The sequence below is a fragment of the Corallococcus sp. RDP092CA genome (assembly GCF_041903675.1).
Taxonomy (GTDB): domain Bacteria; phylum Myxococcota; class Myxococcia; order Myxococcales; family Myxococcaceae; genus Corallococcus.
In genome coordinates, this window is the sequence record NZ_JAYESI010000029.1 from 63973 (window position 1) to 86584 (window position 22612).

Consider the following 22612-nt stretch of genomic DNA (forward strand, 5'->3'; position numbering starts at 1 on the left):
GCCGACGATGCGCCTCCACCTCCACGCCGCCCCGTGGCTCCTCTGCGGCCTGCTGACCGCGTGCGCCGTGGGCCCGGACTACCACCGCCCCCGCGTCGCGGTGCCCCAACACTTCAAGGAGGCCGCCGACGGCTGGAAGCCCGCGGAGCCCAATGACAGACACGACCGGGGCGCGTGGTGGAAGCGCTTCGAGGACCCGGAGCTGGACGCGCTGGAGGAGCGCGTCGCCCGCGCCAACCAGACCGTGGCGGGCTACGAGGCCGCGTACCGCCGCGCCCGCGCGCTGGTGGCCGAGGCCCGCGCGTCGCTGCTTCCCACCCTGGGGGGCTCCGCCTCCCTGACGCGGGCGCGCGGCGCGGGGCGGACCGCCAACACCCCCACCGGCACCAACGCCGGCGTGCCCACCGTGGGCAACGTCCACGACCTGTCCCTGGAGGCCACCTGGGAGCCGGACCTCTGGGGCCGCGTGCGCCGGCAGGTGGCGGGCGCGAGGGCCAACGCCCAGGCCGCCGGCTCCGACCTGGACAACGCGAAGCTGTCCGCCCAGGCCATGCTCGCGCAGAGCTACTTCCAGCTCCGCGCGCTGGACGCCACGCAGCGGCTGCTGGACGACGCCGTCGTGGGCTACCAGCGGTCGCTCCAGCTCACCCGGAACCGCTACGCGCAGGGCGTGGCGGCGCGGCCGGACGTGCTCCAGGCGCAGACGCAGCTCGCGCTGGCGCAGGCCGCCGCGACGGAGAACGAGATCGCCCGCGCGACCTACGAGCACGCCATCGCGGTCCTCGTGGGCGAGCCCGCGTCCAGCTTCGCCCTGCCCCGCGTGCCCCTGGCCGCCACGCCGCCGCCGCTGCCCGCGGCGCTCCCCTCCTCGCTCCTGGAGCGCCGGCCGGACATCGCCGCGGCGGAGCGCCGGGCCGCCGCCGCCAACGCGCAGATCGGCATCGCCATCTCCGCGTGGTTCCCATCCCTGGACCTGTCCGCGTCCGGCGGCTTCACCAGCGCCACCCTGGCGCAGTGGCTCACGGCGCCCCACCTGGTGTGGGCCCTGGGGCCGCAGCTCGTGGCCACCCTCTTCGACGGCGGGCTCCGCGCGGCGCGGACGGAGGAGGCGCGCGCCTCCTACGCCCAGGGCATCGCGGAGTACCGGCAGACGGTGCTCGCCGCGTTCCAGGACGTGGAGGACCAGCTCGTGGCGCTGCGGGTGCTGGAGCAGGAGGCGGGGCTTCAACAGGAAGCCGTGGGCTACGCGCGCCAGGCGCTGGAGGTGGTGACCAACCAGTACAAGGCCGGCACCGTGACGTACCTGGAGGTCGTCACCGCGCAGGCCACGCTCTACTCCGCCGAGCAGAAGCTGGCGGGCATCGCCGGGCAGCGCATGGTGTCCGCGGTGGGGCTCATCAAGGCCCTGGGCGGCGGCTGGGACGCGCCCCCGCCTCCCTCCCGGCGGCCGGAGCCCCCCGGGCGGCCACGGCCGTAGGCCCTCGCCACATGACACGGCGCGTCCGCTCGGGGTCACCGGCCGGACGCACGCGCGGAGGCCCCTCCAGCCTTCCATTGCCCCCGGGCGGGCAATGCGCCTATGGGAGGGGCATGGCTGACGTGCCTCTTACCGCAGCGGAGTTCCCGCCCCCTTCCGTCGAGGAGTGGCGCCGGCTGGTGGACAAGGACCTCAAGGGCAAGCCCTTCACGGTGCTCCAGTCGCCCCTGGAGGGCGGCCTGTCCCTCCAGCCCCTCTACACCTCCCAGGACGCCCCGGCGCCCGCGGAGCCTCCGGGCGTCGCGCCCTACGTGCGCGGCACCCACGCGCTGGGCCACACCGAGGGTGGCTGGCTCCTGTGCCAGGAGTACGCGGGCCCGGACGTGGGCGCGACCGCCGAGGCGCTCCGCGAGGACCTGGAGCGCGGCACGCAGGGCGTGTGGCTGCTGCTGGACGCGCCCCTGGGCCTGGAGGTGGGGGACGAGGCCACGCTGGAGCGGCTGCTCCAGCACGTGCCGCTGGAGCGCACGCCGGTGCACCTGGAGCCGACCTCGGACGTGCTCCGGCCCGCGTCCCTGCTGCTGGAGGTGCTGGCGCGGAAGGCCGGCGCCGCGAAGCAGGCCCTGCGCGGCGGCCTGGGCATCGACCCCATCGCGGCGCTCGCGCGCCACGGCGCCGCGAAGGTGGACGTGGCCCGCACGCTGGCGGAGGCCGCGCCCATCGTCAGCTCGCTGCTCAAGGACGCGCCGGGCCTGCGCGCGCTGCTGGTGTCCTCGCGCCCCTGGGCGGACGCGGGCGCCACGTCCGTGCACGAGCTGGCGTGGACCCTCGCCACCGGCGTGGAGTACCTGCGCGAGCTGGAGCGCGCGGGCGTGTCCCCGGGTGAGGCCGCCCGGTCCATGCAGTTCGCCCTGTCCGTGGGCGGGCAGTTCTTCCCGGAGATCGCGAAGCTGCGCGCGGCGCGGCTGCTGTGGTCCAAGGTCGTCGCCGCTTCCGGCGGCGCGCCGGAGTCGCAGGCCATGGCGCTGCACGCGCGCACGGCCAGCGCCACCAAGACGCGGCGCGACCCGTGGGTGAACATCCTGCGCGGCACCGCGGAGTCCTTCGCCGCCGTCGTCGCGGGCGCGGACAGCGTGAGCACCGCCCCCTTCGACGAGCCCCTGGGCACGCCCGACGAACAGGGCCGGCGCCTCGCGCGCAACACGCAGCTCATCCTGCGCGACGAGTCCAGCCTCAACCGCGTCGCGGATCCCGCGGGCGGCAGCTACTACCTGGAGCAGCTCACCGGCGAGCTCGCCCGCGCGGCCTGGGCGGAGCTCCAGCGCATCGAGGCGCTGGGCGGCCTCTCCCGCGCCATCGCGCGGGGGGACGTGGCCCGCGTCCTCACGGAGACGCGCGCCGCGCGCGACAAGGCCGTGCGCACGCGCAAGCTCCCCATCGTGGGCGTCAGCGAGTTCCCCCACCTCCACGAGGCCCCCGTGCGGCGCGAGGCCCGCCCGGCCGCGGCCGCGCGCGAGGAGGGCGCCGTCGCGCCGCTCCAGCCCGTCCGCGTGGCGGAGGCCTTCGAGGCCCTGCGCGACGCGAGCGACCGCTACCACGCGGCGCACGGCGTCCGGCCTCGCGCCTTCATGGCGAGCCTGGGCACCGTGGCGGAGCACACCGCGCGCTCCACGTGGGTGACCAACGTGCTCGCCGTGGGCGGCATCGAGGCGGACGAGCACCACGGCTTCGCGGACGCGAGCGCCGCCGCGGAGCTGTTCGCGAAGGCGGACACGCCGCTCGCGGTCATCTCCGGCCCGGACGCGCTCTACCCGGAGGCCGTGCCCGCCTATGTCGCGGCCCTCAAGGCGAAGGGCGCCCGCACGGTCGCCGTCGCGGGCCGCCCCGGTGACCACGAGGCCGCCTTCCGCGCGGCCGGCGTGGACCTCTTCCTCTACGCGGGAGCGGACCTGTTCCAGCTCCTGAAGACGCTGCACCAGCAGCTCGGAGTGGCCTGATGCGCCCCACCGTTCCGGACTTCTCCCGCGTCGCCTTCGACGCCCCCGAAACCCAGCCGCCCGCGGCCGTGCTGGAGCAGCAGCGCGCGCACGCGGGCCAGGCCACGGCCGCCGCCGAGCGCTGGGACACGCCCGAGGGCATCCCGGTGAAGCCGCTCTACACCCCCGAGGACCTGGAGGGCGTGGCGCACCTGGGCTCGCTGCCGGGCCTGCCGCCGTTCGTGCGCGGCCCCTACTCCACCATGTACGTGCAGCAGCCGTGGACGGTGCGCCAGTACGCGGGCTTCTCCACGGCGGAGGCGTCCAACGCCTTCTACCGCCGCAACCTCGCGGCCGGGCAGAAGGGCCTGTCCATCGCGTTCGACCTGGCCACGCACCGGGGCTACGACAGCGACCACCCGCGCGTCGCGGGTGACGTGGGCATGGCGGGCGTCGCCATCGACTCCATCAAGGACATGCGCATCCTGTTCGACCGCATCCCGCTCGACCAGATGAGCGTGTCGATGACGATGAACGGCGCCGTCCTCCCCGTGCTCGCGCTCTACGTGGTCGCGGCCGAGGAGCAGGGCGTGAAGCCCGAGCAGCTCAGCGGGACCATCCAGAACGACATCCTCAAGGAGTTCATGGTCCGCAACACGTACATCTATCCGCCAGCGCCTTCGATGCGCATCATCGGGGACATCTTCAAGTTCACGGCGGAGCGGATGCCGCGCTTCAACAGCATCAGCATCAGCGGCTACCACATGCAGGAGGCCGGCGCGACGCAGGACCTGGAGCTGGGCTACACGCTCGCGGACGGCGTGGAGTACGTGCGCGCGGGCCTCGCCGCCGGCCTGGGCGTGGACGCGTTCGCCCCGCGCCTGTCGTTCTTCTGGGCCATCGGGATGAACTTCTTCATGGAGGTGGCCAAGATGCGCGCGGCCCGCCTCCTCTGGGCCCGCCTCATCAAGGGCTTCCAGCCCAGGAGCGACAAGAGCCTGGCGCTGCGCACCCACTGCCAGACGTCCGGCTGGAGCCTCACCGCGCAGGACGTCTACAACAACGTCGTGCGCACCTGCGTGGAGGCCATGGCCGCGACGCAGGGCCACACCCAGAGCCTGCACACCAACTCGCTGGACGAGGCCATCGCGCTGCCCACCGACTTCAGCGCGCGCATCGCCCGCAACACCCAGCTGTACCTCCAGCTGGAGAGCGGCACCACGCGCGTCATCGACCCGTGGGGCGGCAGCTACTACGTGGAGCGCCTCACCCACGAGCTGGCCCAGAAGGCCTGGGGCCACATCCAGGAGGTGGAGGCGCTGGGCGGCATGACGAAGGCCATCGAGGCGGGCCTGCCCAAGCTGCGCATCGAGGAGGCCGCCGCGCGCACGCAGGCGCGCATCGACTCCGGGCGCCAGGCCATCATCGGCGTGAACAAGTACCCGCCGGAGCGCGCGGACACCCTGGAGATCCTCAAGGTGGACAACTCCGCCGTGCGCGAGGCGCAGATCGCCCGCCTGCGCGAGCTGCGCGCGGAGCGCGACGGCGAAGAGGTCCGCCGCCGCCTGGACGCGCTCACGGAGGCGGGCCGGCGCGGCGAGGGCAACCTGCTGGCGCTGGCCATCGACGCGGCGCGGGCGAAGGCCACCGTGGGGGAGATCAGCGACGCCCTGGAGAAGGTCTTCGGGCGCTACGAGGCCACCGTGCGCGGGGTGACGGGCGTGTATTCAGCGGAAGCGGGGCAGGCGCGGGGCATCGCGGAGGCGCGGGCGAAGGCGGATGACTTCCTCCAGCGCTTCGGCCGCCGGCCGCGCATCCTCATCGCGAAGATGGGCCAGGACGGCCACGACCGCGGGCAGAAGGTCATCGCCACCGCGTTCGCGGACCTGGGCTTCGACGTGGACATCGGCCCGCTGTTCCAGACGCCGGAGGAGTCCGCGCGCCAGGCGGTGGAGAACGACGTGCACGTGGTGGGCGCGTCGTCGCTGGCCGCGGGCCACCTCACGCTGGTGCCGCAGCTCAAGCACGCCCTCAAGGCCCTGGGCCGCGAGGACATCATGGTCGTGGTGGGCGGCGTCATCCCGCCGCAGGACTACGACGCGCTCCGCGCCGCCGGCGCCGCCGCCATCTTCGGCCCGGGCACCGTCATCGCGAAGGCGGCCATCGAGCTGCTCGACAAGCTGGCCGCCGAGCAGGAGGCGGCGTGAAGCCGCTGCCCGTGGACACCTACGTGGAGGGCGTGCGCGCGGGCGACCGGGCGGTGCTCGCGCGCGCCATCACGCTGGTGGAGAGCGAGCTCCCGCGCCACGCCGCGCTCGCGCAGGAGGTCCTCACCCGGCTCCTGCCCCGCACCGGCCGGAGCCGCCGCGTGGGCATCAGCGGCGTGCCGGGCGTGGGCAAGAGCACGTTCATCGACGCGCTGGGCATGCACCTGGTGGGGGGCGGCCAGAAGGTGGCAGTGCTCGCCATCGACCCGTCCAGCAGCATCACGGGCGGCAGCATCCTGGGCGACAAGACGCGCATGTACCGGCTGGCGCGCGAGCAGGCCGCGTACATCCGCCCCAGCCCCTCCAGCGGCACGCTGGGCGGCGTCGCGCGCAAGACGCGGGAGACGCTGCTGCTCTGCGAGGCCGCCGGCTTCGACGTGGTGCTGGTGGAGACGGTGGGCGTGGGCCAGTCCGAGACGGTGGTCGCGGACCTGGTGGACTTCTACCTGGTGCTGATGCTCGCGGGCGCCGGCGACGAGCTGCAGGGCATCAAGCGCGGCATCCTCGAAGTGGCGGACATGGTGGCCATCAACAAGGCGGACGGCGACAACCTGCCGCGCGCCACGCGGGCCCGCGCGGAGTACCGCGCCGCCCTGCACCTGATGCGCCCCGGCGCGGAGCCGGTGGTCACCACGTGCAGCGCCCTGGAGGGCAGCGGCATCGGCGCGCTGTGGAGCGCCGTGGAGGACGTCCTCGCGAAGCGCCAGGCCTCCGGCGAGCTGTCCCACCGGCGCACCCAGCAGCAGGTGGGCTGGATGTGGGCCATGGTGAACGACGGCCTGCGAGCGGCCCTGCGGGCGCACCCCGCGGTGGCCGCCCTGGTGCCGGAGTTGGAGCAGGCCGTACGCGAAGGGCGCGCGACGCCCACCTCCGCCGCACTGCGTGTGCTGGGCGCGTTCCTGCCGCAATCGCAGCCCTGACAAGCCGCGTCGTCCAGCGCGCAACGCCTGCCTCAATCGCTTGCCGGGCCTGCACCGCACTCCTAGTGTACGCCCGTGCGACACCCCCAACCGAACACCGCTCCCCAGCCGTACCGGCCCCGCCACCACGTCCGCATCGTCACGGCCGCCAGCCTCTTCGACGGACACGACGCGGCCATCAACGTGATGCGCCGCCTGATGCAGTCCTCCGGCGCGGAGATCATCCACCTGGGCCACAACCGGTCCGTGGCGGAGATCGTCGACTGCGCCATCCAGGAGGACGCCCAGGGCATCGCCCTCACGTCCTACCAGGGCGGCCACGTCGAGTACTTCAAGTACATGATTGACCTGCTGCGCGAGCGCGGCGCGAACATCAAGGTGTTCGGCGGTGGCGGCGGCACCATCCTCCCCGCGGAGATCGAGGAGCTGCACCGGTACGGCGTCGCGCGCATCTATTCCCCGGACGACGGCCGCGCCATGGGCCTCCAGGGGATGATCGACGACCTCATCTCCCAGTGTGACTTCGAGAAGCGCTCCCAGGACTTCCAGGGGCTGCTCCAGGACCCGCTGCCCCGCGAGCCGGAGCGCATCGCGTCCCTCATCACCATCGCGGAGAACTTCGCGGACGCGGGCGAGGACCTGCGCGCCGCGCTGAAGGCGGCCGTCGCCAGCGCGCCCCGGGTGCCCGTGCTGGGCATCACCGGCACGGGCGGCGCCGGCAAGTCCAGCCTGGTGGACGAGCTGGTGCGCCGCTTCCTCGCGGACTTCCCGGACAAGACGCTGGCGGTGCTCTCCGTGGATCCGTCCAAGCGCAAGTCCGGCGGCGCGCTCCTGGGCGACCGCATCCGCATGAACGCCATCGACAACCCGCGCGTCTACATGCGCTCGATGGCCACCCGCCAGAGCAACCTGGCCCTGTCCCGGCACGTCGCCCACTCCATCGAGGTCTGCAAGGCGGCGGGCTTCGACCTCATCGTGGTGGAGACCTCCGGCATCGGGCAGTCGGACACGGAGATCACCGAGCACTCGGACGTGGCGCTCTACGTGATGACGGCCGAGTACGGCGCGGCGACGCAGCTCGAGAAGATCGACATGCTCGACTTCGCGGACGTCATCGCCATCAACAAGTTCGACAAGCGCGGGTCGCTGGACGCGCTGCGCGACGTGCGCAAGCAGTGGAAGCGCAACCACAACGCCTTCACGCTCGGCGACGACGCGGTGCCCGTGTACGGCACCATCGCGTCGCAGTTCAACGACCCGGGCATGAACACGCTGTACCGGGCCCTCATCGACGCGCTGGTGAGGAAGACGGGCGCGAAGCTGGACAGCCGCTTCGCGCTCTCCCCCGGCATGAGCGAGAAGAAGTGGATCATCCCCCCGGAGCGCACGCGCTACCTGGCGGAGATCGTCGAGGCCTGCGAGGGCTACGACGGCTTCGTGCGCGCCCAGGCCGCCATCGCCCGGCGCATGTACCAGTTGCACGGCACCATCCAGGCCCTGCGCCAGAACGTGGGGAAGAAGAAGCTGGAGATCGTCGAGCCGAAGGACGCGGCCGACGTGGTGCAGGTGACGGAGCGCGTGGAGGGGGAGCCCGCGTACCTGGGCGACCTGGTGGCGCTGTACCAGGACCTGGAGAGCCGCCTGCACGCGGACTGCCGGCGCCTGCTGGCCGAGTGGCCCGCGACGAAGAAGCGCTACGCCGCGTCCAAGTACCAGTTCCAGGTGCGCGACAAGGTCATCGAGCTGGACCTCATCTCGGAGACGCTGTCGCACCTGCGCGTGCCGAAGATCGCGCTGCCCCGGTACGAGGACTGGGGCGACATCCTGACGTGGCTCCTGCGGGAGAACGCGCCGGGCGCCTTCCCGTTCACCGCGGGCGTCTTCCCGCTCAAGCGCGAGGGCGAGGACCCCGCGCGCATGTTCGCGGGCGAGGGCGGCCCGGAGCGCACCAACAAGCGCTTCCACTACGTGTCGCGCGGCCTGCCGGCGAAGCGCCTGTCCACGGCGTTCGACTCGGTGACGCTGTACGGCGAGGACCCGGACCACCGGCCGGACATCTACGGCAAGGTGGGCAACTCGGGGGTGTCCATCGCGAACGTGGACGACGCGAAGAAGCTCTACTCCGGCTTCGACCTGGCGGACCCGTCCACGTCCGTGTCCATGACCATCAACGGCCCGGCGCCCATGCTGCTGGGCTTCTTCCTCAACGCCGCGGTGGACCAGCAGTGCGAGAAGTGGATCCGCGCCAACGGCAAGGTGGAGGAGGTCGAGAAGAAGATCGACGCGCTCTACCAGGAGCGCGGCCTGCCGCGCCCGCGCTACCAGGGCGAGCTGCCCCAGGGCAACGACGGGCTGGGCCTGCTCCTGCTGGGCGTGTCCGGGGATGAGGTGCTGCCGCCGGAGGTCTACGCGAAGATCCGCGCGTCCACGCTCCAGGCGGTGCGCGGCACGGTGCAGGCGGACATCCTCAAGGAGGACCAGGCGCAGAACACCTGCATCTTCTCCACGGAGTTCGCCCTGCGCGTGATGGGCGACATCCAGCAGTACTTCATCGACCAGAAGGTGCGGAACTTCTACTCGGTGTCCATCTCCGGGTACCACATCGCGGAGGCCGGGGCGAACCCCATCTCCCAGCTGGCCTTCACGCTGGCCAACGGCTTCACCTTCGTCGAGTACTACCTGTCGCGCGGGATGCACATCGACGACTTCGCGCCCAACCTGTCGTTCTTCTTCTCCAACGGCATGGACCCGGAGTACGCGGTGCTGGGGCGCGTGGCCCGCCGCATCTGGGCCAAGGCCATCCGGGACAAGTACGGCGGCAACGACCGGTCGCAGAAGCTGAAGTATCACATCCAGACGTCTGGCCGTTCGCTGCACGCGCAGGAGATCGCGTTCAACGACATCCGCACCACGCTGCAGGCGTTGCTGGCGCTCAACGACAACTGCAACTCGTTGCACACCAACGCCTACGACGAGGCCATCACCACGCCCACGGAGGAGAGCGTGCGGCGGGCGCTGGCCATCCAGCTGATCATCAACAAGGAATTCGGCCTGTCGAAGAACGAGAACCCCAACCAGGGCGCCTTCATCATCGAGGAGCTGACGGACCTGGTGGAGGCGGCGGTGCTCAACGAGTTCCGGGCCATCTCCGAGCGCGGCGGCGTGCTGGGCGCGATGGAGCGCATGTACCAGCGCTCCAAGATCCAGGAGGAGTCGCTCTACTACGAGACGCTCAAGCACGACGGGACGCTGCCCATCATCGGCGTGAACACCTTCCTGGACCCGAAGGGCTCGCCCACGGTGACGCCGCCGGAGGTGATCCGCGCGACGAAGGAGGAGAAGGACTACGCCATCACCTCGCGCGACGCCTTCTGGAAGCGCAACGCGAAGACGGCGCCCGCCGCGCTGGAGGCGGTGCGCCGCGCGGCCCTGGACAACGGCAACGTGTTCGGCGCGCTGATGGACGCCTGCAAGGTGTGCACGCTGGGCCAGCTGTCCCGCGCGCTGTACGAGGTGGGCGGCCAGTACCGGCGCAACATGTGACGCGAGCGCCGCGGTCCCGGGCAGGTGTCCCGGGACCACGGCGTGGGTTCATCAGGGAGCCAGGGCGTCGAGCTGGCAGGTGGAGGCCCCCTGCGCGACCGCGCAAGGCGCCCACCCCCTGCGAAGGCTGACGTCCCGCCCAGCCCCTCTCAGTATGGGCTCGACGTGGGGCGGATGATGATTTCACTCACGTCCACCTCCGCCGGCTGGCGGATGGCGTAGCGGATGGCGCGAGCGACGGCGTCCGCCGGAATCGCCTCCTTGCGGAACTCGCGGGTGGCGTCGCGCGTGGCCGGGTCGCTGATGCTCTCCGCCAAATCCGACGTGGTGACTCCTGGCGAGATCACCGTGACGCGGATGTCCGCGCCCACCTCCTGGCGCAGCCCCTCCGAGAGGGCGATCACCGCGGACTTGGTGGCGCAGTACACCGACGCCGTCGGGCTCACCGCGTGCCCGGCGATGGAAGCCAGGTTGATGAACTGCCCCGCCTTCTGGCGCTTCATCACCGGCAGCCCCGCCGCGATGCCGTGCAGCACGCCCCGGAGGTTCACGTCGATCATCCAGTTCCACTCGTCCAGCTTCAGCTCCTCCAGCCTCGACAGCGGCATCACCCCCGCGTTGTTGATGAGCACGTCCAGCCGCCCGAACTCCTTCAACGTGAAGGCCACGAAGCCCTCCACGTCCTCGCGCCTCGTCACGTCCAGCGGCCGGTAGCGCGCCTCGCCGCCCTCGCCCCGCAGCTCGCCCGTCAGCGCCGCCAGCCGGTCCGCCCGGCGCGCGCCCAGCACCACCTTCGCCCCCTGACCGGCGAGCAGGCGGGCCGTCGCTTCGCCGATGCCGCTGCTCGCCCCGGTGATGGCCACCACCTTGCCCTGGATGCCCGTCGTCATGGCTCGCTCCCCGCTCGAAGGCCCGGCGCGAAAGGGGCGCCGGGGCTGTGGCAGAACCCTCTCAAGGAGCGTGGAGACGGCGGCATCCGGATGCTCGCGGACCTCATGCCTGGTCCCGCACGGGCACCGCGTCCGCACCGGGCCCCTGACATGCGGGCATGCGGCACGCCCCACCGCTGCCCGCGGCCAGCCCTGGAGCGAGCCCGGGCGGCTGGACCGCCCGATGAGGGAGGCCCCGCCGGCTGACGCGGGCCCGCGCCATGGACGCGGCGCTGGCCCGCCACTCCGCGGGCCACGAGCGCCCGCCCCAGCTCACCCGCGAGGACCGTCGGATGTCCTGTGCGCCACCTTCCCGCGGGCTCGCCGGGCGACCAAGGCCCCTGGACTCCTCTCCCGCGTCGGTGCGCCTGCCCCCCAGGGCGAATGGCGGATGCGGCGTCGCGGTTCCACGTTGTGCCTCTCTTCCGGCCCCTGGCGCTCGCCATCGCACCGGGAGACATCTCCGGCGGGAGGGGCGCGATGTCAGCTGCTGAAGGTGGAGACTGGGGCCTGAAGCACTCGGCGGAACAACTCACCGTCGAGGAGCTGGAGCAGCTGGCGCGCGAGGAGCCGCGCCATGACACCGCGCGGCGCCCCTCGGGCAGCGCCGTGCGGTTCCTGCGGTCGCAGCTCGCGCGCATCGCGGGGCAGCTGGGAGGGCTGAACCTGCCGGACTTCAAGGAGGTGGTGGGCAGCGTGCTCCAGGTCGTGGACGGCGCCACGTCCCTGCTCTTCGTCGCCCAGCTGCGGGAGCGGCTCGCCTTCGAGCGGACCAGCTCGCGGCTCTACGCGGGCCTGCTGGTGAAGACCCAGGCCCTGGGCAGCTACCCGGGAGGCCCCACCGCCGAGCGGCTGGTGGAGCTGCACAACCAGGAGCTGGACCACCTGAACCTCGTCCGCGAGTGCATCTACCGATACGGCGCGGACGCGCCCCAGGTGGCCGGGCTCGGGGACGGCGCGGATCCCCGCCCCCATGGGCTCCTCCGGGCCGTGGACGACCCGTGCGCCACGCTGCCGGACGCGCTGCGCGCGGTCCTCATCGCCGAGATCCTCAACAACGCGGGCTGGGCGATGCTCATGGACCTGGCCGAGGAGCTGGGGCCGTCCGACCTGGTGGGCGCCTTCCGCGAGGTCCTCCGCGAGGAGACGCTCCACCTGGAAGAGGTGACGACCTGGGTCGCCAACCTCCCGGACGACGCGAGCGCCGAGGACCCGCGCGCCTCCGCCAGCTGAACAGCGCTCAGCGGGACACGGGCCGCCTGCGGGCCACCCGCTCCCGCACGGTGGCGATGAAGGCCGGCTTGTCCGCGCTCCCCTTCACGCCGTCGAAGTCCAGGCCCAGGTTCTCGGCGATGGCCCGGAGGTATTCCAGACAGGGCTCGTCCGCGGGCGCCTTGCCTTCCACGAACAGCGGGTGGCAGCTGGAGCAGTAATTGACCACCCAGACGCGCTCGTCCTCGGGAATCTCCAAGGAGACCGGACTGCCGTCGCTCGTGTCCTCGTCGAACGGCTCGATGCGCCAGACGCCCGTGGCGTCATCGTCGTCCATGAGCAGCCGCCGGTAGTTGAGGCTGGGGACGAACTCCCACTCCCCCCAGTCGTAGCCGAAGGCCTGCGTCCGCGTGCGCCGGGCGCGGCCCCGGGCCTCCTCGAAGGCGTCGGCATCCTCCGGCGCCTCGTCCGCGGCGAAGAAGAACAGCTCCAGCACGGCCTCGTCGTCGCCAATGCCGTCCTCCTCGCACTCCTCGCCGGTCTTCTCCCCGCAGGCAAACGACGCGGGGGGACCGCAGACACTGCATCGGTAGTCGTGGACGCCCATGGCCGGGAGGCTAGCAGGCTCCGCCCGCTCATTCCTCGACGTCCTCCAGCACGTCGAAGGTGCACGTCAGCGTGTCCCCGTCCGCGTAGCGGTAGACGAAGCGGCCTTGCGCGGCGGACGCCGTCACGTCCTCCAGCGTCACCGAGCCATCCACCGGGACGCCGGGCGGGGAGAGGTAGCCGGCCCCCGCGCCGATGTTCCCCACCCACCGCGTCACCAGCGACGACTCCGTGGGCACCAGCTGCGTCTCCCGGGGGATGAGGCTCACGGTCCGGGCCTTCTCCACCCGGACGCCCTCCACCAGGTGGATGTCCACGCCGAAGCCCTCCAGGACCGGCTCGTCCTCCGGCGTGTAGTCCAGGTCGATGAAGGTGTCCGGCAGCTCGCCCTGTCCGGAGCGGTGCACCAGCGCGGAGAACTCCTGGAGCGGCCAGCGCACGCGCCGCCCCTGGTACGTGCCCCGGCACTCCCCCGTGGCCCGGGGCAGGTCGTCCAGCCAGTAGCAGGAGGAGACGCCGAGCGCGCAGGCCAGCAGGGGCAGCACGGTGCGGAGAGGAAGAGCCATGGCGCGCATCGTACCCGGAAGGCCGTGGCCCCAGCGGAGCCCGGTCTCCCGGCAACCCCTGTCATCCCCTGTCCAAGGGAGGGAGGGGTGACGAGCCAGGGGCCGGGATGCGATGAACGCGGCGCCGTCTGTCTTTGTCGCTCCGGCCTGCGCTCCGTCAGGCTTTGTCTCCCCGGCCGTTCCACCATCCACATCATTCATTTCCCGCCCGGGGGGGGGGGGGGGGAGGCGTGGGGCCGCGTGCCCTTCGTGGGCGCCTCCGGCCGATGGCAACCCCTGCCCTGGCTCACCGCCAGCCTGGACGCGGACGTGGAGTGGCGCCGCTACCGGGAGGACAACTCCCTGCGCGTCGTGACAGCCGGCGGCGACGCCGAGACGTGGAATGCCCGCCGCCGCCAGGACACGCGCCTCGTGCTCATCCCCACCGTGAGCGCCCGGCTGTCTGGCCATCTGCAGCTCGTCGCGCGCTATGAGCTGCTGGTGAACCGCTCCAACATCGACACGCGGCGGACGGACGACGACCCGGCCGCGTGCGAGGGCTCGGCGCGCCTGTGCCACGCGTATGACGCCACGAACGGCAACTACGAGAAGCACGGGCTGACGCTCCAGCTCGAAGCCGCCTGGTGAGTCAGGCGCGGGGGTGTCGGCTCCGCGATGGAGGCGCCCATCCACGGGGTGGGGCCTTCAAGCACGGCGGCGTGGGGGACGTGTTGCAAGGGTCAGGTTGCCTCTCCACCTTGCCGCACGACGAACCCATGACGGAGGAGGCACACCATGCCCATGTCCCGACTTTCGCTGACACTTGCCGCGGCCGCGGCGCTTTGTTTCTCCGCGGGTTGCTCCAAGAAGGGGATGCACAAGGAGGAGTCGACGCAGCCGATGTCCGCCGCCGCCCCGTCCACCGCGATGCCGTCCGCGAGGGACCAGCGCTGCCCCATGTCGGTGCCGGGCACGCAGGTCCACACGCAGGACACGTCCGACGGCGTGGCGCTCATGTTCACCACGTCCGACCCCTCACAGGTGTCGGATCTCCAGACGCGGGCCCGGCGGATGCTGGACGAGCAGTCCAAGCGCACCAACGCCGAGTCCGCCACGGACCTGGCGAATGAAGAGGACCTGGGCGACAGCTCCACGGAGCTCCAGAGCGGACGCGACGACAGCGGCACCGGCGGCGGCGGCAGCAAGGGCATGGCCGGGGCGCCCACCGTCCCCTCCACGGCCGTGGCGCAGGACATGCCGAACGGCGTCACCATCACCTACTCCGCCCAGGATGAGATGCAGAAGCGCCAGCTCATCGACGAGGTCCACGAGACCGCCCGCCAGCTCCAGGGCGGCCACTGCCCCGGCATGTAGGCCCGGGCGTCCCGGGGCGGCGGGGTGCACGCCGTCCCGGGGCGGCCCTACCGGCGGAACACCACCGTGAGGTTGTTGCTCGGCATCGCCACCACGCGCTCGCGCTGGAGGCCGTGGCGCGCGGCCTCGGCCGTCACGGCGCCCAGCTCGCGCACGCCCCAGGACGGGTCGCGCGCGCGGAGCGATTCGTCGAAGGCGAGGTTGCTCGGCGCGGGCTCCTGGCCCTCCACGAAGTAGGGCCCGTACAGCACCAGCCTGCCACCTGGACGCAGCACCCGCGCCGCGCCCCGCATCAAGCCCTGGCACGCCGCCCAGGGTGCGATGTGGATCATGTTCACGCAGAGCACCGCGTCCGCGTGCGCCACCGGCCACGTGTCCGAGCTCGCATCCAGCACGCGCGCGGGCAGGACGTGGGACAGTCCCTCCTCCGCGCGCCACGCGTCGATGCTCTCCAGCGCCGTCGGGTCGCCGTCCGTCGGCTGCCAGGTCAGCCCCGGGAAGGCCCGCGCGAAGAAGGCCGCGTGCTGGCCGGTGCCGCTCGCCACCTCCAGCAGCGTGCCCTCCGGGGGCAGCACCTCCCGGAGCACGGCGAGGAGCGGTTCGCGGTTGCGTTCGGTGGCGGGCGCATGACGTTTCATACCCCCACCGTATCTGTTCGTCACGGGCATCCATCCTCGACGGAGAGCCAATCGTCACGTTGTTCCAGGCCCCGGCACCTCGCGCGGCTTCACGCCCTGAACACCACCGCGAAGTTGTCGCCGGCCAGCTTCATCACGCGCTCGCACTGGAGCCCGTGGCGCGCGGAGTCGAGATGAGCAAGCAGCGCATGGCGGCCCCGGGCGCCACCGGCCCCGTGTCCAAGCTCGGGTCCAACAGGAGGGCGGGCAGGGTGTTGGCCTGCCCCGACCGCGCTCGCATCAGCTCGACGTCCGCCAGCATCTCCGGGTCCCCACGCGTGACCTGCAAGGCCAGCCCCGGACGGGCATGGCCGAGGACGAGGAAGGCCGAGCGCGGGCCGAGGACGCTGTCCACCTCCAGCAGCGTGCCCGAGGTGGGCAGCCCTCCCGGATGACGTCGAGGAGCACTCCGTCGTTGCGTTCGACGGCGGGGACGTGACGCTTCATGCCTCCATCGTGTCCTCGCGCTATCATCCGCGACGTCCCCATCAGGAGCCCCCGTCCGGTGAAGAGCAGCGCGCGCACACGCATCCTGGGAGGCCTCGCGCTCGCCAGCGTGCTCGCCGTGGCCGTCTGGGCGGGCTCCCGCGCCTCCCGCCCCGCGCCGCTGCCCCGGGAGCGGCAGGCGCCGGAAGCCGTGACCGCCCCCCTGCCCTCCGGCCGCCTGGGCTTCGTGGGCGTCGTCATCAGCGAGAGCGCGGACGTCAGCGCCCCGTTCGACGGCGTGCTGGAACGGCTCACGGTGCGCCTGGACGACGCGGTGGAGGCGGGCACGGAGCTGGGGCGGTTGGATCCGACGCCCCTCCAGCAGGAGGTCGCCATGGCCGAGGCCCGGCTGGCGGCGGCCCAGGCGGAAGCGGACCGCGCCGCGCTGGAGGCCCGCGCCGCCAGCGAGCTGCTGGAGCGCTACCTGCGCTCGCCCACGGAGACCTTCTCCGAGACGGAGCTCTCCCAGACGCGCTACCAGGTGAAGGCCGCCCAGGTCCGCCACGCCGCCGCGCTGGCTGGCGTCCGCGAGCGGCAGGCGGCGCTCGCCCAGGCCCGGAAGCGGCTGGCGGACACCACCCTGCGCGCCCCCTTCGCGGGCCGCGTGGTGGAGCGCTGGGTGGACGCGGGCGGCCGCGTCGCGGGCGGCGCCCCCCTGGTGCGGCTGTTGCGCACGGGGCCGGTGCAGGTGCGCTTCGCCATCCCGGAGGAGCAGCTGGGCGAGGTGCGCGCGGGCGCTCCGGTGGGGCTGGAGCTGTCCTCGTCCGGGCGCACCCTGCCGGGTCACGTGGAGCGCATCGCCCCGGAGGTGGACGCCGCCTCGCGGATGGTGTTCGCGCTGGCCACCTTCGATGCCCCGGGCGACACGGCCTCCGTCGTCGTGGGCACGGCCGCGCGCGTCGTCCCCCGCCCCGTGCAGGCCCGCTAGCTGGCGCCCCCCCGGGGGGCGGACTACGCTGGCCCACAGGAGACGCGACCGCCGTGGCAGAGGACGACCGGGCCAGACTCTTCCGCACGGAGGCCCTCGAGCACTACACGCAAGGCTGGGAGCGCGGCGGCCTGCTGCGCCTGGCGCCCGCGTGGACGACGCCCGTCTTCTGGGTGCTCCTGGGCGCGTGCGTCTTCGCCCTGCTCTTCAGCGCGGTCGTCCACGTGTCCGAGTACGCGGAGGGCCCCGCCGTCATCCGCCTGGAGGGCCGCATCGACCTGCCCTCGCCCGTGCGCGGCACCGTGGCCGCCGTGGAGGTCCGAAGCGGCCAGCGCGTCGCCGCGGGCCAGGTGCTGGCGCGGCTGGGCGCGCCGCAGGAGCTGGCGGAGCTGGAGCGCTACGAGCGCGAGTTCGAGCTGCTGCTGCGCCGCCGCCTGCGCGACCCGTCCGATGAGAGCGCCCGCCAGTCGCTCGCGTCCCTGCGCGCGCAGCTGGAGCTGGCCCGCGTCCGGCTGGAGCAGTGGACCGTGCGCGCCCCCGAGGCGGGCGTCGTCAACGACGTGCGCATCCACCGCGGGCAGCACCTGGCGGAAGGCGAGGTCGTCGCGTCGCTCGTCCGCGAGGACGCCGCCACGCTGGTGACGGCCCTGCTGCCCGGCGAATACCGGCCCCTGCTCGTCCCCGGCGGCCCCCTGCGCCTGGAGCTGCGCGGTTTCCCCCACCAGTACCAGGAGCTCACCATCGACGAGGTGGGCGGCGAGGTGGTGGGCCCGCAGGAGGTGCAGCGCGCCCTGGGCCCCACCCTGTCCTCCAGCGTGGAGGTGAGCGGCGCGGTGGTGATGGTGCGCGCGCGGCTGGCCTCACGCGCCTTCGAAGCGGATGGCGCGAGCATCCAGTACTTCGACGGGATGCTCGGCCAGGCGGATGCGCGCGTGCGCTCGCGGCCCATCCTCCTGCTGCTCGTCCCCGGCCTGCGCGCGCTCTGGCCCTGAACCCTCCCATGTCCGCCCCCGAGCCCACCGCTCCCCAGCCGTCGTCCGAGCCGCCCCGGAATCCGCCGCCGGAGCCGTCCCGGGAGCCCTCTCTCCTGGACCGCTTCCCGGTGCTGCGCCGGCTGGGCCCCCGGCCCGCCGCGCGCCGGATGCCCTTCGTGCAGCAGGTGAGCGTGTCGGAGTGCGGCGCCGCCTGCCTCTCCATGGTGCTGGCCTGGTACGGCCGCGAGGTGCCGCTGGAGGAGGTGCGCGACGTGATGGGCGTGAGCATCAGCGGCGTCAGCGCCCTGGACATCCTGGACACCGCGCACCGCTACGGCCTCAGGGGCCGGGGCACGCGCCTGGAGCTGGAGGACCTGGAGTTCCTGCCCACCGGCAGCATCCTGCACTGGGACTTCCGCCACTTCGTCGTCTTCGAGCGGCTGCGCGCGGGCTGGGTGGACATCGTGGATCCGGCCATGGGCCGGCGCTCGCTGCCCCTGGAGCAGTTCCGGCGGCACTTCACCGGCGTGGCGGTGCTGCTGGAGCCGTCCGACACCTTCGAGCCCGCGAAGCGCCCGCCGCGCACCGTCTGGCGCTACGCGCACCACCTGCTGGGCCAGCGCGCGCTGCTCTTCCGCATCCTCGCCACGTCCGTGATGGTGCAGGTGTTCGCGCTGGGGCCGCCCCTGCTCGTCGGGCTCGTCACCGACCGCGTCATCCCCCGGGGGGACCGGCCGCTGCTGTGGGTGATGGGCGCGGGCTCCGTGGGGCTCCTGCTCTTCCAGTTCCTCACGTCGCTCGTGCGCTCGCACCTGCTGCTGCACCTGCGCACGGAGTTCGACGTGCGGGTGACGCTGGGCTTCCTGGAGCACCTGATGGAGCTGCCCTACGTCTTCTTCCAGCAGCGCACCGCGGGAGACCTGAGCAACCGCCTCAACAGCAACTCCATCGTGCGCGAGCTGCTGACGTCCGGCGCGCTGTCCGGCCTGCTGGACGGCTCCATGGTGCTGGCGTACCTGGCGGTGCTGCTCGTCGCGAGCCCCACCCTGTGCGCGCTGGTGGTGGTGCTGGGGCTGCTCCAGGTGGCCATCTTCCTGGGCGCGAGGAAGCGCCAGCGCGAGCTCATGTCGCGCAACCTGGAGACGGAGGCGCGCTCGCAGGCGTACCAGATTGAAGTGCTGGCGGGCATGGAGACGCTCAAGGCGACGGGCTGCGAGCCGCGCGCGCTGGAGCACTGGTCCAGCCTCTTCGTGGACGTGCTCAACGTGTCGCTGGAGCGCGGCCGGCTGACGCTGCTCACCGAGTCCCTCCTGGGCGTGCTGCGGCTGGGCTCGCCCCTGTTCATCCTCTGCTTCGGCGCGGCGCAGGTGCTGGACGGGGCCTTGAGCCTGGGCGCGATGCTGGCCCTCAACTCGCTGGCGCTGGGCCTCCTGGGCCCCCTGTCCAACCTGGTGGCCACGGTCATCCAGTTCCAGTTGCTGGGCACGTACCTGGCGCGCATCAACGACGTGCTGGACACGCCGCGCGAGCAGGCCGTGCGCCAGGCGCGCCCCACGCCGCGCCTCAAGGGCGGCATCACGCTGGAGAAGGTGTCGTTCCGCTACACGCGCCAGGGGCCCGCCACGCTGGAGGACATCTCCGTGGACATCCGCCCCGGGCAGCTGGTGGCGCTGGTGGGGAGGTCCGGCTCCGGCAAGTCCACGCTGGCGAAGCTGCTCCTGGGCATGTACCGGCCCGAGTCCGGCCGCATCCTCTACGACGGGCAGGAGCTGTTCGAGCTGGACCTGCGCGACGTGCGCCGCCAGCTGGGCATCGTCATGCAGAGCCCCTACGTGTTCGGCGACAGCGTGCGCGCCAACATCGCGCTCACGGACCCCAGCCTGCCGCTGGACGCCGTGGTGGAGGCGGCGAAGCAGGCGCAGCTGCACGATGAGATCATGGCCATGCCCATGGCCTACGAGTCCCCGCTGGTGGACCAGGGGTCGTCCCTGTCCGGCGGCCAGCGGCAGCGGCTGGCCCTGGCGCGGGCGCTGGTGCGCAAGCCGGCCGTCCTGCTGCTGGACGAGGCCACGAGCGCGCTCGACGCCATCACCGAGGCCCAGGTGCAGCGCGCGCTCGCGGACCTGTCCTGCACGCGCATCGTCATCGCCCACAGGCTGAGCACCATCATGGACGCGGACCTCATCCTCACGCTGGACGGCGGCCGGCTGGTGGAGGCGGGCCGCCACGACGAGCTGCTCGCCAGCGGAGGGCGCTACGCGCAGCTCGTCGCGGCCCAGCTGCGCTGAGGCGGGCGCCGCCTACCGGCAGACGGCGTCCAGCACGTCCAGCGGCTGGAGCGGGAACGGCGGGTGGGGGGCCTTCTTCCCCTCGATGAGCTGCTCCAGGAAGCTGGAGCCCCAGGTGTCGCCCACGCCGGGGTCCACCGCGTAGGCGGGGTCCTGGAGCGCCTCGTCCATGGAGATGAAGCGCACGCCGGCCTTCTCATAGGCGGTCAAGAGCGCGTCCAGCGTCTGGGCCTGGAAGGCGCCTGCGTGCAGCAGCAGCACGTGGCGCATGCGGTGGCCGGTGGCCTGCTGCCCCGCGGCGTCCGCCCAGCGCAGGAAGTTCACCGCCGTCTTGCGGAAGCCCTCGCGCAGCGACTCCTGGGCCTTCGTGTTGCCCGCGGCCACGCAGCGGGCGTACGCGTCGTTCCAGGCCCAGTCCCCGAAGTCGATGGTCACCTGCGCCACGCGGTAGCCCCTGGCGAAGAGGTGCTGGCGGATGGCGTCGCGCGACGGCAGGTCCATGCCCTCCTGGAGATAGGGGTAGCGGAACGTCTTCCACGCGCGGCCGTTGTCCGCGGTGCCGGCCAGCTCCGCCAGCAGCGGCTCGTTGCGGTCGATATCCTTCAGGTACGCGTCGAGCCCCACCTCGCGCAGGTTCGCGTGCGACCAGGTGTGGCTGCCCAGCTGGTTGCCCGCCGCGAGCCACGCCTTCAGCACCTCGCGCTCGTCCGGCCGCGCCTCCACGTGGTGGCCGTTCACGTAGCCCACCGCGGGGGGCATCTGGTGCTTGCGCAGCGTCGCGTTGAGCGACTCGATGATGGCCATGCGCGACATGCCGGGAAGCGCGGGGCCGTGGGCCGGCAGGTCATCGAACGTCACCGCCACCTCGATGGGCGGCCGGGCCCCGGGCGTGGCGGCGGGCGGCGGCGCGGCGGGAGTCTGCATGGCGGCTTCCGAAGACGAAGAGGGGGTGGCGCACGCGGCGACCGACAACGCGGCGGCCGAGGCCAGCCACCGCGCGAGACGCGGGAGGACGGAGGAGGGCTGGAACATGGAATCCAAGCCTACCCTGACTCCACCGGAGGGAGCACGTCGAGGGCGGCGAGGACGCCCCGCCGCTGGCGGGCCACGAGGAACGCGAGCTGCTCCAGCGCGTTGTAGAGGCGGTAGAGGGGCGCGTGGGCCCTCCTGCGCGCTTCCGACTCCGGGCGCAGGCGCGCGTAGGCCTCGCGCAGCGCGGGGGACGCGATGCCCGCGTGCTCCAGGCGGACGAGCTCCGCCTCCGGCGAGCCCCAGCGCAGGTACGGATCCAACACCGCGCTGATGCGCCAGCGTCCGTCCGCGTCCGGACACGCGAGCAGGTTGGCGCCGAAGGGGTCGCCATGCGTGAGGCACGGCGGGCCCGCGTCCGCGAGCAGCACGTCCAGCCGCGCGTGCAGGGCCGCGATGCGCGCGTTCGCCTCCGGAGGCAGCAGCGCGGTGCGGCGCACGTCGTCCCAGGCGGGCGCGTGGAGCGAGCGGAAGAAGGCCGGCCACGAGGCGAACCCGCCGGGCCCGTCCGCGCCGGACACAGGGCCCCAATCGGTCCCCTGGACGCGGTGGAGCGTGGCGAGCAGCTCGCCCAGGTGGGCCATGAGGGCGTCCCACGCCTCCGGCTCGCAGCGCTGGCGGGCCTCCAGCAGGTTCACGCCTTCGTGGAAGGCCATGAGCAGCCAGCTTCGGGGGGCGTCCGCCGTGCCCACGCGGGCGGCGTGGACGCGGGGCGCGGGCAGTCCACGTTGGCGCAGGGCCTCCAGGTGCAGGGCCTCGCGGGCGAGGTCCGCGTCACAGGCCGTGCGCGACACCTTGGCCACCGCGCGCCGTCCATCCGAGGTGAGGAGCAGGAGCGCCACGTGGACGACCCCGCCCGTCAGCTCGCGCACCTCCTCCAGCACCGCGTCCGGGCCCAGGCCCTCGGACAGCATCGCCTGCAAGGCCTCCCAGGAGAGGGGTGGAAGCGCCAGCGTGTCCATGCGTGCGTGAGCCCTTTCGAAGGCCGGGGACCCAGCCCCCCGCGTCCAGCATTCCCTGAACCGCGGTCCGCGCGCGGAAGTTCCGCCGTGAAAGGGGGCTCGGTCCCGAGCAGGCCGCCAGCATGAGGTGAACACGTCCGGGGCGAAAGCACCGCCCGGCGGCTACGCCAGAGGTCCATTGGCGTTGGCGCGCCCCTTCAGGGGAGGGCCTGCGGGGCCTCCTGGGCAAGGCCTCAAGCGCCGTGCCCCGGCATCCCCCCTCGCGGCGGGCCAGCATCCGCTCCGAGGCCAACCGCACCCTCCAACCAGGCGGGGCCGACATGGACGCGGCGGCCTCTGCGCTCCCGGGGCCTGCGTCCTCACGGGGGACCGCAGGCTGCGACATGGGCTGACGAACGCGTGGCGACCTCCTTAGGATG

Annotated in this window: 18 protein-coding genes; 11 read left to right on the forward strand and 7 right to left on the reverse strand. The window is 72.8% G+C overall.

Annotated features, from left to right (window positions below):
- Window positions 1–7 precede the first annotated feature (7 nt).
- The 5 genes from U8525_RS26420 (at window position 8) to U8525_RS26440 (ending at window position 10183) form a co-directional block, all read left to right on the forward strand.
- Window positions 8–1477: an efflux transporter outer membrane subunit gene (locus U8525_RS26420; RefSeq protein WP_374269239.1), complete on the forward strand. Its 1470-nt coding sequence runs from the start codon at window positions 8–10 to the stop codon at window positions 1475–1477.
- Window positions 1478–1590: 113 nt separating this feature from the next.
- On the forward strand, window positions 1591–3474 hold the full coding sequence (locus U8525_RS26425) for a methylmalonyl-CoA mutase family protein (RefSeq protein ID WP_374269240.1): 1884 nt from the start codon (window positions 1591–1593) through the stop codon (window positions 3472–3474).
- Entirely contained in the window at window positions 3474–5660 is a 2187-nt protein-coding gene (scpA, locus tag U8525_RS26430) for a methylmalonyl-CoA mutase (protein WP_374269242.1), read from the forward strand. The genes U8525_RS26425 and scpA overlap by 1 nt, the downstream gene beginning before the upstream one ends.
- A complete protein-coding gene (gene meaB / locus U8525_RS26435; RefSeq protein WP_374269244.1) occupies window positions 5657–6640 on the forward strand; it encodes a methylmalonyl Co-A mutase-associated GTPase MeaB in 984 nt (327 codons plus the stop codon). The genes scpA and meaB overlap by 4 nt, the downstream gene beginning before the upstream one ends.
- A gap of 75 nt (window positions 6641–6715) precedes the next feature.
- A complete protein-coding gene (locus tag U8525_RS26440) occupies window positions 6716–10183 on the forward strand; it encodes a methylmalonyl-CoA mutase family protein (protein WP_374269246.1) in 3468 nt (1155 codons plus the stop codon).
- Between the two features lie 149 nt (window positions 10184–10332).
- Here U8525_RS26440 and U8525_RS26445 read toward each other — a convergent pair whose 3' ends face one another.
- Window positions 10333–11073 (reverse strand): SDR family oxidoreductase, encoded by a 741-nt coding sequence (locus U8525_RS26445; RefSeq protein WP_374269247.1) that lies wholly within the window; start codon window positions 11071–11073, stop codon window positions 10333–10335.
- 519 nt (window positions 11074–11592) lie between these two features.
- Between U8525_RS26445 and U8525_RS26450 the strand changes: the two genes are divergently transcribed.
- Complete coding sequence (locus U8525_RS26450; RefSeq protein ID WP_374269248.1) at window positions 11593–12345, forward strand: hypothetical protein; 753 nt, start codon at window positions 11593–11595, stop codon at window positions 12343–12345.
- A gap of 7 nt (window positions 12346–12352) precedes the next feature.
- On the opposite strand, the gene U8525_RS26455 is transcribed toward U8525_RS26450, so the two are convergent.
- Window positions 12353–12931, reverse strand: coding sequence for a hypothetical protein (locus U8525_RS26455; protein WP_374269249.1), 579 nt, complete (start codon window positions 12929–12931; stop codon window positions 12353–12355).
- Between the two features lie 28 nt (window positions 12932–12959).
- Window positions 12960–13496, reverse strand: coding sequence for a hypothetical protein (locus U8525_RS26460; protein WP_374269251.1), 537 nt, complete (start codon window positions 13494–13496; stop codon window positions 12960–12962).
- 240 nt (window positions 13497–13736) lie between these two features.
- Here U8525_RS26460 and U8525_RS26465 point away from each other — a divergent pair, with 240 nt between their 5' ends.
- Window positions 13737–14123, forward strand: coding sequence for a hypothetical protein (locus tag U8525_RS26465; protein WP_374269253.1), 387 nt, complete (start codon window positions 13737–13739; stop codon window positions 14121–14123).
- 153 nt (window positions 14124–14276) lie between these two features.
- Window positions 14277–14849, forward strand: a complete 573-nt coding sequence (locus tag U8525_RS26470; protein WP_374269255.1) for a hypothetical protein — start codon at window positions 14277–14279, stop codon at window positions 14847–14849.
- 47 nt (window positions 14850–14896) lie between these two features.
- On the opposite strand, the gene U8525_RS26475 is transcribed toward U8525_RS26470, so the two are convergent.
- Both U8525_RS26475 and U8525_RS26480 read right to left on the reverse strand, forming a co-directional pair.
- Window positions 14897–15487: a DUF938 domain-containing protein gene (locus U8525_RS26475; protein ID WP_374269257.1), complete on the reverse strand. Its 591-nt coding sequence runs from the start codon at window positions 15485–15487 to the stop codon at window positions 14897–14899.
- Window positions 15488–15620: 133 nt separating this feature from the next.
- Complete coding sequence (locus tag U8525_RS26480; RefSeq protein WP_374269258.1) at window positions 15621–15881, reverse strand: hypothetical protein; 261 nt, start codon at window positions 15879–15881, stop codon at window positions 15621–15623.
- 150 nt (window positions 15882–16031) lie between these two features.
- Here U8525_RS26480 and U8525_RS26485 point away from each other — a divergent pair, with 150 nt between their 5' ends.
- Genes U8525_RS26485 through U8525_RS26495 form a run of 3 tightly spaced genes read left to right on the forward strand, consistent with a single transcriptional unit; the run spans window position 16032 to window position 20202 of the window.
- Entirely contained in the window at window positions 16032–16940 is a 909-nt protein-coding gene (locus tag U8525_RS26485) for an efflux RND transporter periplasmic adaptor subunit (protein WP_374269260.1), read from the forward strand.
- 53 nt (window positions 16941–16993) lie between these two features.
- On the forward strand, window positions 16994–17932 hold the full coding sequence (locus U8525_RS26490) for an HlyD family efflux transporter periplasmic adaptor subunit (protein WP_374269261.1): 939 nt from the start codon (window positions 16994–16996) through the stop codon (window positions 17930–17932).
- Window positions 17933–17940: 8 nt separating this feature from the next.
- Window positions 17941–20202 carry a peptidase domain-containing ABC transporter gene (locus U8525_RS26495; protein ID WP_374269263.1) on the forward strand — a complete coding sequence of 754 codons (2262 nt, stop codon included), beginning with the start codon at window positions 17941–17943 and terminating at the stop codon, window positions 20200–20202.
- Window positions 20203–20214: 12 nt separating this feature from the next.
- On the opposite strand, the gene U8525_RS26500 is transcribed toward U8525_RS26495, so the two are convergent.
- On the reverse strand, window positions 20215–21126 hold the full coding sequence (locus U8525_RS26500) for a polysaccharide deacetylase family protein (RefSeq protein ID WP_374269264.1): 912 nt from the start codon (window positions 21124–21126) through the stop codon (window positions 20215–20217).
- Window positions 21127–21245: 119 nt separating this feature from the next.
- The gene (locus U8525_RS26505; protein WP_374269266.1) at window positions 21246–22193 is read right to left on the reverse strand and encodes a phosphotransferase; all 948 of its coding nucleotides are present in this window, start codon (window positions 22191–22193) and stop codon (window positions 21246–21248) included.
- Between the last annotated feature and the right edge of the window lie 419 nt (window positions 22194–22612).